14 protein-coding genes are annotated in these 15,731 nt (G+C 34.8%); 3 read left to right on the forward strand and 11 right to left on the reverse strand.

Annotated features, from left to right (window positions below):
- Positions 1–390: 390 nt before the first annotated feature.
- The 8 genes from cas4 to ASJ81_RS01925 form a co-directional block, all read right to left on the reverse strand.
- A complete protein-coding gene (gene cas4 / locus ASJ81_RS01890; protein ID WP_095642996.1) occupies positions 391–1,098 on the reverse strand; it encodes a CRISPR-associated protein Cas4 in 708 nt (235 codons plus the stop codon).
- 14 nt (positions 1,099–1,112) lie between these two features.
- Complete coding sequence (cas2, locus tag ASJ81_RS01895) at positions 1,113–1,403, reverse strand: CRISPR-associated endonuclease Cas2 (protein ID WP_048109044.1); 291 nt, start codon at positions 1,401–1,403, stop codon at positions 1,113–1,115.
- A 131-nt stretch (positions 1,404–1,534) separates the two neighbouring features.
- Positions 1,535–2,506, reverse strand: coding sequence for a CRISPR-associated endonuclease Cas1 (gene cas1, locus ASJ81_RS01900; protein ID WP_095642997.1), 972 nt, complete (start codon positions 2,504–2,506; stop codon positions 1,535–1,537).
- Positions 2,494–3,153 carry a CRISPR-associated endonuclease Cas6 gene (locus ASJ81_RS01905; RefSeq protein WP_095642998.1) on the reverse strand — a complete coding sequence of 220 codons (660 nt, stop codon included), beginning with the start codon at positions 3,151–3,153 and terminating at the stop codon, positions 2,494–2,496. The genes cas1 and ASJ81_RS01905 overlap by 13 nt, the downstream gene beginning before the upstream one ends.
- Before the next feature lie 20 nt (positions 3,154–3,173).
- The gene (locus ASJ81_RS01910) at positions 3,174–5,540 is read right to left on the reverse strand and encodes a CRISPR-associated helicase/endonuclease Cas3 (RefSeq protein WP_095642999.1); all 2,367 of its coding nucleotides are present in this window, start codon (positions 5,538–5,540) and stop codon (positions 3,174–3,176) included.
- Positions 5,524–6,246 (reverse strand): CRISPR-associated protein Cas5, encoded by a 723-nt coding sequence (gene cas5 / locus ASJ81_RS01915; RefSeq protein ID WP_095643000.1) that lies wholly within the window; start codon positions 6,244–6,246, stop codon positions 5,524–5,526. Before cas5 ends, ASJ81_RS01910 begins: the two co-directional genes overlap by 17 nt.
- Complete coding sequence (locus tag ASJ81_RS01920) at positions 6,243–7,457, reverse strand: CRISPR-associated protein (RefSeq protein ID WP_141241561.1); 1,215 nt, start codon at positions 7,455–7,457, stop codon at positions 6,243–6,245. Before ASJ81_RS01920 ends, cas5 begins: the two co-directional genes overlap by 4 nt.
- Positions 7,429–9,513 carry a TM1802 family CRISPR-associated protein gene (locus ASJ81_RS01925; RefSeq protein WP_095643002.1) on the reverse strand — a complete coding sequence of 695 codons (2,085 nt, stop codon included), beginning with the start codon at positions 9,511–9,513 and terminating at the stop codon, positions 7,429–7,431. Before ASJ81_RS01925 ends, ASJ81_RS01920 begins: the two co-directional genes overlap by 29 nt.
- 241 nt (positions 9,514–9,754) lie before the next feature.
- On the opposite strand from ASJ81_RS01925, the gene csa3 reads away from it, so the two are divergent.
- Complete coding sequence (csa3, locus tag ASJ81_RS01930; protein ID WP_095643003.1) at positions 9,755–10,357, forward strand: CRISPR-associated CARF protein Csa3; 603 nt, start codon at positions 9,755–9,757, stop codon at positions 10,355–10,357.
- Between the two features lie 615 nt (positions 10,358–10,972).
- Here the strand turns inward: csa3 and ASJ81_RS01935 are convergent.
- Entirely contained in the window at positions 10,973–11,695 is a 723-nt protein-coding gene (locus ASJ81_RS01935; protein ID WP_095643004.1) for a DNA alkylation repair protein, read from the reverse strand.
- Between the two features lie 196 nt (positions 11,696–11,891).
- Between ASJ81_RS01935 and ASJ81_RS01940 the strand changes: the two genes are divergently transcribed.
- Entirely contained in the window at positions 11,892–12,386 is a 495-nt protein-coding gene (locus tag ASJ81_RS01940) for a GNAT family N-acetyltransferase (protein ID WP_095643005.1), read from the forward strand.
- 277 nt (positions 12,387–12,663) lie between these two features.
- Here ASJ81_RS01940 and ASJ81_RS01950 read toward each other — a convergent pair whose 3' ends face one another.
- Positions 12,664–13,020, reverse strand: a complete 357-nt coding sequence (locus tag ASJ81_RS01950; protein ID WP_095643007.1) for a hypothetical protein — start codon at positions 13,018–13,020, stop codon at positions 12,664–12,666.
- Between the two features lie 409 nt (positions 13,021–13,429).
- Here ASJ81_RS01950 and ASJ81_RS01955 point away from each other — a divergent pair, with 409 nt between their 5' ends.
- Entirely contained in the window at positions 13,430–14,257 is an 828-nt protein-coding gene (locus tag ASJ81_RS01955) for an ABC transporter ATP-binding protein (RefSeq protein WP_095643008.1), read from the forward strand.
- A 358-nt stretch (positions 14,258–14,615) separates the two neighbouring features.
- On the opposite strand, the gene tnpC is transcribed toward ASJ81_RS01955, so the two are convergent.
- The coding region (gene tnpC, locus ASJ81_RS01960) for an IS66 family transposase (protein WP_095643009.1) at positions 14,616–15,731 on the reverse strand (1,116 nt) is incomplete at its 5' end.

Below are 15,731 nucleotides of genomic sequence, written 5' to 3' on the forward strand. Positions count from 1 at the left end.
TGCTCTTTGTTGCCTTATAATAAGTTTCAATCCTTGTTTTAGTGGATCTTGCTCACGAATTAATGATTCGGCATTCTCTGAAAAAAGCTGAATTGGGTTTCAATCCTTGTTTTAGTGGATCTTGCTCACGAATAATCCTTTTCTCTGTATCACCATGTTATTTTACCTCCGTTTCAATCCTTGTTTTAGTGGATCTTGCTCACGAATATTTTATCATCTCCGTGTAGCAACTTTTGAAATAGGTTTCAATCCTTGTTTTAGTGGATCTTGCTCACGAATAGGGCAAAAATTTCCGCTATTTGCCCAGAAAAGCTCTGAAATGAGCCCTTTTTTGGGGCAAAAATTCTTGCTGGAAAATTATCAAACCCTTTATAAATACAAGAAAAATTCTCATACGCAGATATTTCGGTAACAGCAATCTACGCATTTCCTAGAAGATTTAGTAGTTTTGGGATATAAACCTTTTTGAACAATATCGATTATTTCCTCAATAATTTTCTCAGCCTTTTTGAAATCAGAAGTAGTAATTTCCATTTCTTTGACAAGACTGTTACTGCGGGTAAAACAGATGTAAGCACGGTTTGCTTCAATATTGTAATTTTCCCGGATCAAAAGAGCCTGCAAGACCAGTTGAAACTTATAGGTTTTAAAAATCTTGTCTTTATACTCAGCGAATTTGTACTCAAGAGGAGCAGCAGTACCGTCTTCAAGAAAAAGTACCTCATCAACTATTCCTTTTATATTGTATTGTTTTGAAGCAATGAAGACGTCGCTCTCCTTCCTTATGCAGTTAAGTTTCTTCCTCACGTAATCCCTGTTGGTCAGTTTCCTTGTCTCATGGACCTCGCGGCCTTTAATAACTTTAAACCTTTTTTCTTCATGCTGAGGAATATCGAGACAGTACATATAGTAGATAAAGCGGGAGCAGTAAAGGTATTCAAGAACATCTGAAATTCGGATTATTGATCCGGAATCGTTTTCAGAACCAGGTTCAAGGTATGTCTCTTCTTCATTCTCCTGATCATTTTCAGGAGCTATATTTCCTTCACAGTCTGTTTCAGCTCTTTGCTCGCCTACCGTACACTCAGAATCAGTCATGTTTACCTCAAAACTCAAAAGAACTTTGTAATTACTTCATCACTGACAAGCTCTTTATCAAAAGCTTGACCAAGCAGCTGGACTTTCTTGAATGACTGTTCATCCATCGGGAAAATATATACAGAATCACGTTCGGTGTCTATCAATTCTTCGCACTCAAGGCCCAGAGAGTCTCTATCATTCGTATTTAAATCTCCTAGAAAAACACTTTTCTGAACCCTATAAAGCCCATAGCTCTTACAGCGGTCACTTACTTTCTGGCGAGTCCTGTTATCCGTAATGTCATATATTACCCAGACAAGCAAACCCAATCCCCTCATTCTTATTTTTATCGAATCTTCACTTTATCGAATCTTTACTTTATCGAATCTTTACTTTATCGAATCTTTACTTTATCGAATCATGAACTTACAGCGTTATTAGCGCATTAAAGGTTTTATTTTCCGATCAGGCTGTTTGCAATCCTGTGACAGTCAAACTGGATTGTGTTTCCAATTTTTATGTTTCTACCCTTGTAGCTTATTTCTTTATCAAAAGTTTCATTGACAGCCTGGATAAGGACGGCTTTACCTTCTTTGTTAAGAGTCATTCCATTCGGGATTTCATCAAAAAAGTTGTCCGAAACCTGTTTTTTCGAGAAAAGGTTGAAAACTGTTCTGTCAATGTGGATGCGGTACATCTCAATAAGGTCAAACACAAATGACTTTTTGTTATAGTCATCCGTATGATTGAAGCCGACATAAGGATCAAGTCCTGCTATAATGCATGCTTTTTCCACCTTTGAGTACAAAACCCCATATCCGTAGTTCAAAAGACAGTTGAACTCATCCTTTGCAGGATTCCGGCTTCTGCCATTGAATTTCCACCTGTCAGGCAAAAGAAAACTCAAAGCCTCAAAATAATATCTGGAAACCATTCCTTCAAGCCCCATTATTTTTCCCCTCATCTCGTCAAGTTTTCCTTCAAGGGTCTCAAGCTGGGATTTCATTTCTTCCATTCCGGAAATATAGTCGTCAAGTTCGTCCTTCTGTTCAGGCCTGTTCTTTTTGAGGTCTTTCAAAAAAAGGATCTGGCTGTCAATCTTCTGTTCAATCCAGCCTTTTGCAAGCCTGAACCCTTCCGGCTCTTCCGAAATTTCAAGCTGCCTTCTTCTTATGTAGGTTGTGCTTCCAAGTTTTGAGTGCCAGACTCTGCCGTAAGGGTCTCCGAAATTGTCCAGAAAAATGATGTCGATATTGTTTTCCACAGCAAATTTAATGGCATCGGTTGTTATGGTTGCAGAAGTCGTAATCAAAATACTGTCAACTTTCTTTTCAGAGACTTCAAAGGTCTTGTCGTCAACTTTTACAAGGAAGCAGTTGTTCTGCTTTTTTAGAAATGAGCCGTGGGTGTTGATTACAAGCTGCATCTTTTCACCGTTCCAAAACCGCGAGATACGGATTTTCCAAGGCCGAAATAGTCAGGGATAAGAAAATTTACCATAAACTCCCCTTTGAACGTAGCAATTTCCACTCCTTTCATTCTACTGCTACCAGGGTACAAATTTATCTCGCACTTAATTTTTTCTGGAACAGTGTAGCCAAGGGACTTGGACATCGAAAGTATATTTCCAACCAGGGTTTTTCGAAGGAGTTCTTTTTGTTCGACAGTTCCTATTTTCTTGTATCGATCTGTGAAATTTTCTTGGTTGAGGGCAAACCAGGGAGTTTCGAAACTGTAGGTGTGAAATTTGTCGGAAAGACCAAAATCTTCATTTTTGTATAAAATTTCCCTTTCAACAATTTCGTAAATATTATCTTTAAGCCTTATTTTATCGTACTTGTCGTAAATTTCTATTAAAACATCTGCTCCTTCGTTAATCCCAATTACTGTTGGAGTTTTATTGACCATTTTATACTGAACGAGAGGGTAATTGTAAATGAATTTGTCAGTATTATGCTGATGAAGGAGATTATATTCGTTAAACTTGGTTGCAAAGAAACCTCTAAGCTGAGCTGAGGATCCTCTTATTGGTTGAGTAGATTTGAGAGTTAATATGAAAATTCGAGGAGTCATAATAATTTATGGTTATAAATTTAAACAATATAGCTATTTGACGGCGTTACATAGTTAAAACCAATCTCTTCGTCATAATACTCAGGGTTAAGGAAATAGAAATTGCCTTTTCCTTTTTTTGCTATTTCTTCTGGATCAAACTTGTAAGCGTTCACAGAAATTGAATTAACTGAAATTTTATTTGCTATAGCTTTTAAGTTTCTTCTTTTTTCCCAACGATCTACATTTGCTGACAAAATATTTTCTATTTCCTTTCTTAATTCAGGTGCGAAATTTTCAACTATCAAATTATATTGTTTCAAATCTCCTCTCAACTCTCGGCGAATGTCAAACTTGAAATTTTTACCATTTTTTATATATTCGTGGGATAGATCTAACAAACATTTAGTTCTAGAAGCTCCTAAATCTTTTCGTTTCAACTCAAAAAAATATTTTTTTGCTAGGCCAAAGACCTTATTTTCCAAAACTTCCTCTCCTTCAACATCTAATATCTTTAAGGTAGCATCAAGGGAAAGGTTATCATAAACCATTCTATTAAATTCACCACTCGGGTTAAAGTTACTTTTGAAATTCGGATCATATAATCGGATGATTTTCACATTTTTAGTATTTTTTAGGCCCTCTCGATTGCATCTTCCTGCTACCTGAATAATTGAATCCAAAGGTCCGAAGTCTCTAATTACATAATCCATATCAATATCCACGCCTGCTTCAATACATTGAGTAGTCACTACCAAAGCATTCTTACTTTCATTTATTTGATTAATCCTTTCTAACCTTTTTTTCGGAATCACGTAGGATGAGAGAAAATATAGATCTCGGCCATTAGAATATTTTTTTAACCCTTCATAAACTTTTTTTGCAGAATCTCTGGTATTGAGAACAATCATTATTTTATTTTCATCGACGTTTTTTAAATTAGACTTAAGATTTTCAATAAATTCAGTTATATTTTGAAGATTTTTATGTTTTAAAATAAGTTTATACCTCGATAACTTTTCAAAATATCTCTCAGGCCCTTTTTCAAGTTGATTATCTTTCTGTGTAGGAACCAATTCTACTGCATTGTCTATGATATGCGGCATTGTAGCTGACATGACTAGTAAATAACTATTGCCTATCTTAGTTATCTCATTAATAAAATTACTAAAAGGGTCCCAAAGATGAGGAGGCAAAGCTTGAATTTCATCCATTATAATTATACAGTTCATTAAGTTATGGAATCTCATGAGGCTTTTAGGTTTAAAACTTAGAAAAGCATACAGCAATTGATCAAAAGTAGTCATAATAACCTGAGAATTCCAAATATTAATAAAAAATTCAGCAGTGTTATGTTCATAATCTTTGAATTCAAGTGAAGAAAGAGAATGAGTTTTAAGAAAAATATCCTCTTTCGGACGCCCTAAAAAATCTTCATAATCATTAGAAGACTGTTCAATAATAGAAAGAAAAGGAAGGGCAACAATTATTTTAGGGATAAAGCCATTTTCTGCTTCGATCTTATCTCTTAATTTTAAAGCCCAAGATGCAGATAATAATGTTTTTCCCATTCCTGTAGGTAGAGTAAGAGAATAAATATGGTTTTTTAAATCAGTATTATCTAACTGATTTATCACTTCGCAATAAGCCTTTTCTCGTGTTTTATTTACTTCTGTTTTACTATCTGTAAATTTTACAATTTTATAATCGTCAACAGCATTTCTATTTATTTTTATTGCCCTTCGATTATATAGATCTTTGTCACTTACTGCTAAATATGCTTTATCCGCTTCTAAAAGAAGTGAGTATATAAAAAGCGTTAATATATTAAATTGCATTTTTTTTTCAGGTAAACAATTGCTAAACTCTGACAATAAATCTTCAATCTCACAGTCAATTTCTAACGGAGATGGGGGAAATTCATTAACTGATAGCCCAATACTCTGTAGTAAAGGTAATTCAAGGATACATTTGTAAAAGTTCTCAATACGTTTTTCCATAGAATAGTCGTTTGGCAATATATTTACTGAATTTGAAAATTCAGAGTGATGGAATTTTATTGCAATAATTGGAGCAAGGGCGATATATTTGTCAATATTGTTATTAACACAGTAATCAATTAGTGGCTTGTAAGCAATTATGGATGATAAACCGGAATGCTGATGTTCGCCATTAGGAAATTTGTATCCAGTAGATAATCTTTTTTGAAAAAAAGTTGTGGATTTGCCAATATCATGAAGTAAAGCTGTCATCTTTACAAGATCTTGAACACATGATTCTGAAATTCCAAACTCATTAAAATCTATTTTCTTATTTTTCAAAATCTCTAGAGCTATTTCTGCCACTTGAGACAAATGACTTTCTAGTGGCAAATCTGGATGTGACTTAATCTCAGAAAAATGGAACATATTTATCCCACTCTGGAATTCTCACTACTTGTTTAACTTCTTTTAATGGGATTGGAGCTGAGTCTAGATTAATGGCGAAAACACTATGCTCAAAATTTCTTGGTGGTGAAATTCCCTTTATTCCTTCAAATTCAGTCAGTCTTATCGACCCATAAGTCAATTTAGAGAAATCTAAATCTCCATGAAATTTTCTGATAAATGCTCCACTTGCGTTTACATTTTCACCTTCTACAGCTTGGGCGTCGACAATTTCGCTTACGTGAAATTCTGTACTTGCAATAAATTGTGCCAGTCCAAGATATGGAGTGTACACTGGTTCTCTAAGCAACATTAATTTTTGAATTTCAGAAAGAAATTTCTCGTCGCCTAGAAGATAGATTTTGTAAATTGGATCAACTATTACTTCAATTGAGATTCTAGAAGATTGGTTATTTGCTGAATTGCCAGCAAAACCTTTTCTTCCGAGATATGGAACATTTATTGTTCTATAGTTTTTTTTGATTCCTTCTACTTCATCAACAATTTCAATTCCACATTTAAGCTTATCATATAGAATAAAATCGTTTTTATTTATGCCCATTACTGAGCCGATAAACCCCATTATTGCAGTTTTTGTTGGACAAGGCTGAGTAAGCCTATATACGTTTGTAAAGGGCAAACAAAAATGTGCAAACCTCCCTTTCATTAAAAAGGATATAACCTTCATTCTTGTTTCGACTCCTTTGGGGAATCAATGTCGAGATCATTTACCTCTGTTACTTTACCAGCTAGCTCCGTATCCAATTTTTCCTTAAAATTTTTCAATGATATTAAATCATAAGAAAAGAATTTAATATTGTTTATAATATCTTTTTTTGAGTTTACTTTTTGAAAAAAAGAAGTTAAATCGATACTAAAATCTTCAATACTTCTGTAACTTTCTTCTTCAATTAGCTTTCCATTTTTTACATTCATTTTGGGTATTAATTTGATATTATTTACAAGATCTCCAAAATGGAATGGCTTATTGTATTCGATGTCCACAAGAAGCCTCGGTACTTGATTCTTACTTCTTGTATGACGTTCACGAGTACCTCTCCATAGAGCTTTCAAAAACAAATATTGATCATCTTCTGTCAAACCAGTAAATCTCGCCGCATTTTCATTTGCTATAGCGCTAGTCGCAAAAAGTCCGTACTCAATGCAGTGAGTATCCCCTATGATTCCAGCTTCTTTTTCCTCGCTACTAGACATTACACTAGTTATTTGCTTATTAGATTGAACTACACGATGACAAGAAGTTCCAATCTCTATCTGGATAGGTCCTGTAATTGGACCTCCTAAAGCTTTTAAATCGTTTTCTAACGCAAGAATACTACCAAACATTCTTAAATCGTTAAACATACAACATAAATATGCTCTAAGTTCTGCTATGATTGTATTCTGGAGTGCCTCTACATTTACACTTTCGTTTGACACTATTTTTTCTAAATCTTTTTTACTTTTGCTATTTATAATACCGTCTAAGGTTTTAGGCGAAGGATCCTCAAGAAATTGTTTGTATTGTTTATCTTCTTTCAACTGATCTTCAACTATTCTTTTAACTATTTTTGTTGTCTTTTCAATCTGCTCAGGGGTGCCGAACAAGTAATCGGAAATCCTATTGGTTAAAGTTACAGTTTCAGAAGAATCATTTCCAAGTTTATTAATAAGTATACTATTTGGCCCGTTAACTATTGAGACAAAATTTCTTACAGACCTCTTGATGCATACATCCATGACGTCACATTTATTGGTATATCGATCAATACGTGGTTCATTTCCATTAGGATCCCCATTAGGGTTACTTTTTCGAACATCCCATAAAAAAAGAGTTTCATGTCTATTTTTTAGTGGATTATTTTCGTTGTTATTCATCATTATTTCTCCTCTTTTCACTTACGCTTGCATCCAAACCTTCATTTTTTTTCATAAAAATAAAATCTCTACCTAAGGCCCAGCCATGACAAAAAGAAATTAGGGCTGCCCTATCATTATCACATCTACCTACATCAAAATGAGCTACTGCTTTCATAATTTCTTGTATTCTTGGACTTGATACAATTTTTTCTTTACTTGAAATATATTTCAAGATCTTTGGATAAATATCTTCTAAAATGTCAGTATAATTTAAACTCATTGTACCGAGCCAGTTGTATGCTGCAACCCTACTATTGTTTTTTTGTAAGTATTCAGCATATGAAAACAAACAGCCTACAAAAAAAGGGGATAGATATTCTTTTTCTTTTAAAAACGGATGCATTTCAATGAATTTACCTAAATTTGGAATTTCTTGAAATTCAAAAGTAATTTTATCATTCATTGTTAGAACCTCATTATTCGAATTAACATCTGTAATTTTCAAAGTGTCTAAAAAAATGAAAATAGATAAAAGACTATTCATGTAATTACGGAAGGTAGCCTTTGAATTTGTATCGTCTTGTTTTGAATGAATAGTTCTTTTTATAGAAGAAATTAAATTATTTGCGCAATCGTTTGCAATTTTTTCATAGGATATATCATATCCATAAAAAATGGCTCTTAAATAAGTTTCAACTTCTTTCCGACTCTTACTTTTTTCTTTCTTTTTTTCTTCCCAGTAAGGATAATAAATTTGCTTCAATGTTATGAAGTCATCTGTAATCTTCCATTGACAATTCCAATTTCTACCTGTTAAATCCCACATTTCAGATAATTGGTCATTTGATGCTCTTATTGCATCGTCGATTTTAGAAAGTCTACTTGGTAATACATCGGGAAAAATAACGTTAATCCTGTCAAGTCTTCTAACGTTGGTGGAGTCACCTTTTGTAATTATTGCATCACCGAATGCAAAAGTCACCGTCGCACAAGATCCAAGTTTTCCTAATCGATGAAGAAGTCTCTCTTCGCTACTAGATACTTTTTCTTTTGAAGATTCTATTAAACTTTTAATACTTGCATAAAGTCTTGTCTTTTCGAGAAAATCTTCTGAAATTAACTTAATTGAAGGTAAAACCAAACATTCGTTACCTCCCAATTCCCGAGTAAGCGATGGTAACAATCTTTGCTTAAATATGTATAAAGAATCAGCACATGCTTGACATAAACGGAAAGAAGAACAGGATTCATGCTCATAAGAAAAATGGCATTTATCCGTTTTCTGATAAAATGAAAGTTCTGCAGGTACAGTCCATTGATCCAAAAGTAATTTTTCGTTTTTACAAGAAGGACATAAACCAAAAAAAACGTTATCTTTTACCGCATTGACAATCTTTTTATTACCGAATAATTTGGTGCTATCTTGGATACCGCTTCGAAATCTTACAAACAGTAGGTATCTACGAAATAACTCGTATTCACCAATTGATTTATTGTCAATAGTCAATCCAATAAAGATTTCTTCTTCACCTGGCTTCAATGTTGGAAACTTTTTATTAATGCCTTCATTTATTACTTTCTCATTTAATTTTAAAGCATCTACAATTGTTTGAAGCCAAATTCTTTCATTTATTCTCTCTTCATCCCAAAATAGAGGCCCTACTTTAGTTTCTTTTGTTTTTTTCTTATTGCCTTCATATAAAATGCAATACTTTTCTAATATAGTTTCGAGAGGTTTGATGAAAATTGTAGAAAAATTATTTTCTTTTTTAGAACAGATTTTATGAGGATTGCTTCTTATTGCTTCACTCTTCGCCCCTCCAGAACCTCTCCAAAAAAGATTATCTGGCCAATTTCTCACAGAATCAAATTCAATATAATCATTAATCTCGCAAGTTCTATCTTCAGTACTGATATTTACGAATAAAGCATATTTACACTTTTTAGGAGGAGTATCTGTAAGTACTTTGATATTTTCCAATGAAGCATTTAAGATTAATTCGTTGTGAAAGTCATTCCAATTTTTATTATTTAGCAATGCTCCATACTCATTTTGCAAATATAATTCAGTAAGTTGTTTAATATCTGTCAACATTTACTTAGTTTTCCCCAAAACTTCATCATGATTACATTGAAATATTTGAAATAGATGGTAATAAACTATTAATGCTATTAATTTGACTCAAGACTATATTTGTGAACCTTAAACATTCATTGTTAACATTATATATATACATTTCTAAAAATTAATATAATAATAAATAAATTTAATTAATTTATAGGATACTATACGCATAGTAAAACATTTAACCCAACCCCGCAATACTAAGCATCTAATGTCAAAGCTTACACTTATCTCTACAATCTATTCCCTTGAGCCTGTTATCATCTGTGTGACCAGGCTTTCTCCTTCAAAAATTATACTGCTGTCAGAGGAAGGGGCTCCTGAAAAAAAAGTGCAGTCTGAGGAAATGATCGAAAAAACTTTTAGAAATGCTCTTGAAGTTGAGAAAAAGTACACGTCTGTTTATGATACTGTGCGTGTAGCAAAAGACGTTGCTGAACTGATAGAACAGGAACATGACAGGGGCAGCCAGGTAATTGTAAATGTGTCTGGAGGACGGAAGCCGCAGGCTTTTGGAGCGCTTTTCGGGGCATATGCAAGGAACGATATGGTACAGAGAGTTGTGTATGTTACCGAAGAAGACAGTTTCATGATTGATTTTCCGGTTTTGAGTTTTAACCTCTCGGAAACAAAGAAACTGATACTTGAAGAGATCCAGAAAGGAGTTTCTTCGGTTCCCCAAATTGCGGCGACTGCCGGAATTTCTAAAGGAATGACTTATAACCACCTTCGGGAACTCAAATCAATGGGATATATAGCCGATGGCGAAAACGGGTATATTATAACGGACGCGGGAAGAATAGCATCTATTTGATTTTAAGAATCAGGTGTAAAAATCTTCTTGGCCAGATCAATTAGAAAACACTTTTTTTGACCGGATAAAACTCTCAACAGCCTGTTATCTTATTTTTCTCTTAATTGTTCACATTTTTTCTCAAAAAATGAAATTCAAATCAACAAAAAAACTTACATAATTAACGAAATTTTTAGAAAATCAAGATGGAGAAAACGTTATTATTAAAATTTTTCGAAGTGTTACATTCGTAACATAGCTGGGTAAATAGAACAAAATACTTGTGAAGAGATCCTTTTAACTGTAACGTAGACCAAAATTGTGTGAATGAGCTCCTGCAGAATTAAGTTGCAGGCAGAGATACAGGAACGAGAGGGGAACACTAGGGGGGTAAGGGGACAAAGATGCAATATGGGGGTATTGTGTCTGAAAGGCTCCTTACTCCCTTTTACCTCTAACTCTCCGTCTATGATCTCCAATTTTCGTCTATGATCTAATTTTCGTTTAAGATCTAATTTTCGTTTAAAATCCGTAATTTTCATCTACAATCTCTAATTTTTGTCTTTAAATTCTATCTTTTCGTCTTTAACTTCTAACTTTTCGTCTATAATTTCTAATATTTAGTTACTTCTAATTTTATTTTTTCCAGTCTTTTTCCATAGCTCTGGCTTTCAAATCCGGTGGCATTTTCTCAATTGCGTATCTGAGTGCGGTTCTAGGCATCTCTTTTTTATTACTCATCACGTATTCGAAGACTTCCTGTGTGTGTGGTTTGCTGGCTTCTTTGAGCATCCAGCCGTAGCCTTTCTGGACCAGGTCTTCCTTGTCTTTGAGCAGGAGGTCAGAAATTTCAAAAACATCTTTAAGGAAATTCCCTTTTCTGGCAGGCAGGACCAGGGTTACTGCAGCCGCTCGTCTTAGCCACATGTTGTCCGACAGGGCCCAGAGCTTGAGATTTTCCATATGTTTCGGAAATTTCTCTATAAAAGAGCCTACTGCATGGTTGCATAAGCTGTCACATTTCGCCCAGTTGTTAACGTAATTTTCAACCCAGCGTTCAAAGGTGAAGAAATCATCCTCAGAGTAGTCATTTCTGACCATGTAGGCCCAATAGGCTGCAATAAAGGCTTCCTCGCAATAATCGGACCTAAAGAGTTCCTCGCAAAGGTCAAAGATTTCTTTTTTGCCTTCGGATTTCATTTCATTAAAGTAATTTTTTGCAATTCTTCCCACAATCGCAGTCTTTACTCCGTAGCAGTAGACTTCTTCTTTAAAAAACCGGGATGAACTGTTTTTTGTTTTCTCATCTGCGTTGAGAGCTAACTCTTCTCTAATTCTGGATATAGTATTGGGTTCCACAGTCGTCTATTTAATAGGAGGCGTATTTATATCTTATTTATATATGTTTGCATTATATTCATATTAATTCAAATTAATTCATATTAATTCATATTACACTACGTTTTTACTTTTAAAATTCCCCTAATAATTAAAAGTGGAAGTGAATAAAACAGAGCCTGAAAACATTTTTCATAGGGAAGTTCAATTTCTATTTATGCCCAGAGTAAAAATTCGCCCTCAGGAACTCTTTGATGCCAAATGCTTTTTTGACATAATTACTCATACAAATCTCGAGTTCATTGAGTTTCCTATAAAAACGCTTGAAGAAGAAAGATATTTTCTGAGGCTAAATGAAACTAAAAGGAAGGCTAATTTTGAGTACAACTTTTCCATTCTCTATTACGGAAGACTTGTAGGGGCTTGCGGAATAAAGATCGACCAGCATAGGCCCTGGATAGGAGAAAACGGGTATTTCATTGACAGGGATTACCAGGGAATGGGGATTGCAACCGAGGCTGTAAGACAGCTTGAAAAAATCGGGTTTGAACAACTGGATTTACAGAGAATTATCATCCTTATGGATACCCGGAACCTTGCAAGCGAGCGTGTCGCCCAGAAATGCGGGTATAAAAAAGAAGGCATAATGAATAAAGTTCATCGCATAGGGGAAGATTATTACGACTGCTTTCTTTACGCGAAAACCAGGTAATGGATAAATCATGCAGCGTGAAATAAAATAAACCAGATGTTTCTGGAAGGTTGCCCGGAAAATCAAATAGTTCGGAACAAGATGAAATTAAAACTCAGTTAGCCTCTAAACCTGCAACAAGGGTCTGAGAAAACAGATAAGTGACAGAAAAAACAGATAAGGAACTGAAAAAACAGATAAGGAACTGAAAAAACAGATAAGGAACTGAAAAAACAGATAAGGAACTGAAAAAACAGATAAGGAACTGAAACAGGCAGGCTGCACAGGCCTGATTGAATCAGACAATCCCTAGAGCCTGTATAAGGCTATTCCCATAATAGACGACCATAAGATTATTTGCGGTTACAAAGACTCCAACGGATTCTATTGTATGTTTCATGAAAGCCCATTTTTTCCCCGATGTTTTTATTAAAGGGGCTACATAAAAAAGCATGAGAATAAAACCTATTTTTACGAGTAAAAGGTGATATATACCGTAATTTTCCAGAATCATTGCAGGAATCGGATTGTACTCCATACCCTGAGGTAAGGCACAAACAGTAGAGACCCAATCTCCGATTACATAGAAAAGAATGATGAAACGTATCTCGTAGAGGTAAGAACTGAACGAACCCCGAGCATTGCAGACTTCCAACAAAGAACCCTCCCGAACTCCCAAGTTTTTCGGTAGAGGCAAAACTATATTGTAAGATTATATACACGTAAGAAACAAAGACAAGAACCTAAAATAGAGATTAACAATTTTTAGAAAAGTCCTGCTAAGAATCTTTAGACAATTAAGGGCACGAAAACAAATTAAATGGACCTAAGTATGTCAGAAAACTTGTTATAGTGATTAGATGGTTATATCATAGATTTATTCAGGTTTATTATTTTCTGCTAATATATTTTGAAAATGTAGACAGTAAACTGTAAACAATTATATCAAAAAGTATATATTAGTCTGCTCTAGAAAAATTGAGTGAAGTTTTAATTCTCTGTGTTCGTATTTACAATATTCGTATTTACAATATTCGTGAAATTTTATCAAGATTTTCAGATAGATGGTAAAAATGACTCAAAACATGGATTTTCCAGAGAAAACTGATTCTCTTTTCTTGCTGGAACTGAAAAATGTAACCGTTGTCCGGAGCGGTAGAAAGATCCTTGACTCGGTGTCTCTGTCAATTGGGCAGGGAGAACATGTTGCAATTATCGGGCCTAATGGTTCTGGGAAATCTTCCCTAATCAAGACGTTTACAAAAGAATATCACCCCATTGCATCAGCAGATGGGCTTGTTATGAATATTATGGGAAAAGGGAACTGGAATGTCTTTGAGCTCCGGAAATTGCTCGGAATAGTCTCAGGTGACCTTCAGCAGACCTACTACCGTCAGGTTAGTGTGCTGGATGTCATACTCTCAGGTTTTTTCAGCAGCATAGGAATTTACTATAACCATAAAGTTACCCCTGAAATGGAAACCAGAGCAAGAGAAGTGCTTGAATTTCTTGAGATCTCCCACCTTACAGACAGGCTGATATCCGAACTTTCCTCCGGAGAAGCCAGGAGGGTACTTATAGGGAGAGCTCTTGTACATGGCCCCGAGGCTCTTATTTTGGATGAGCCTGCAAACAGCCTTGACCTTAAAGCTCTTCACAGCTTCCGTGAAATTGTTCGGAAAATTGCCGGCTCAGGAAAGAGTATTATTCTCGTTACTCACACTCTTGAAGATATCATTCCCGAAATTAACCGTGTGATCCTTATAAGAAACGGAAAAATCTTCATGGACGGAAAAAAGCAGGAAATCCTGACCGACGCAAACCTCTCGGAACTGTTTTCTCTCCCCATTGAAGTCGTGAAGAAGAACGGTTACTACCAGGCCCTGATCTGAGGAACTGACATTGAATTAGGCGACAAAGTTGACAATATAAGAAAGTATTGGCTCTTCGCTGTTTCGTGTGGGTTGAAAATAATTAATCAGTTAAATAGTAGCTAGGTCAAAAAGAGAAACATCAAGCTTGAATGTGGTTTTCAACAACAAGTGTTTCAGGATATTGGATATGTTACTTCAGTATTTAGTAGATGAATTGAAGTTACCCACACAAAACAGCGAAGAGCCCGAATTTAGTTTATAAATGGGAAATTAAGAGCATATATTTCCTATTTAGATAACAAAAATTCGTTTGAGCATGTATTTTACTCCACGTAATAACAGAACAATTCCTAATTTCAAAAATAAAGGTAACTATTCAGGGTATAGTTAGCGGCGCTCCTTTGAGCGCCGCGAGAATACCCTCTAAAACAGGTAAACCATTCTTTCTTATTGTGGAAATATATGCTCTAATTCTGCAGAAAGCTTCCGCTCCCCGTGTAGTTCTGAAAGTTCCTGATATTTTCTGTTGTAGCTTCATCATCCTGACATCTCTTTCTGCTTGATTATTCTCAAACGGAACTTTCAAGTCTGTCAGGAATCTCAGAATCTTGTCTTTGTGTTCTATAAACCTATCAAGCAGATTCCTTGCTTTGGTTTTTGGATTCTTACCACGTTTTCCTTGTCTTTCAGGATTTAAAGAAGGTGGATTTTCTTCAATTCCTTTCGCGACTACAGCATTGAACCTTTTTTCTAATGCCTTAACTTGTTCAAAATCCAGATCTTTGACCTGCTCTTTGCACTCATCAGTATACTTTTTCATTTCAGATAACAGCTCACTCATATCTTTAGCCCATTGCTGTTTATAATTCTCTTCAATTCCAGTAAGTTCTCTCTGGAGATGAACATTGCAAAGAGCATGATCACAATTATAACTGTTGTAAGGTTTCCATCCATCGTGAACTGCTACCCCTTTAAACTCTGGAAGAATTCCCATAGCATCAATAGCTTCGGATCCTCTTTTTGCATGAGTAAAATAACAGGTGTATTTGTCAGTAGAAGCTACATGAAGCCAATGTCTTTTTCCTTGAACTTTCATTCCAGTTTCATCACAATGGATAACAGGAGAAGCTATTACCTTTTCTCGAATTAGGTTTTCAAATTCTTCAAGATTCTGGAAACATTCTCTTTCTGCTTTAATAATGGTAGCAGAACAAATTTTTATCCCCATTACATCATTAAACAATTCCGAAATCCTTTCGTAAGGAATGAAATGGTGATTTTTAAAGTAAATTGCTGAAGCTAAGATATTACGGCTATATTGAACTGGAGAATTTACTGATTCTGGAAATTCAGCTTTATTTAATCTTCCACAGCAAGGACAGATCTTAATCTGACTTCGATGTTCTGTAACAATAAGATTTACAGGCGGAATGTCAAAAACCTGTCTTTTCTCATAAGCTTCAACTTCAACATCCTCTAGGGTATGTCCACA

The sequence above is a fragment of the Methanosarcina spelaei genome, from assembly GCF_002287235.1.
In the GTDB taxonomy this organism is placed as follows: Archaea; Halobacteriota; Methanosarcinia; order Methanosarcinales; family Methanosarcinaceae; genus Methanosarcina; species Methanosarcina spelaei.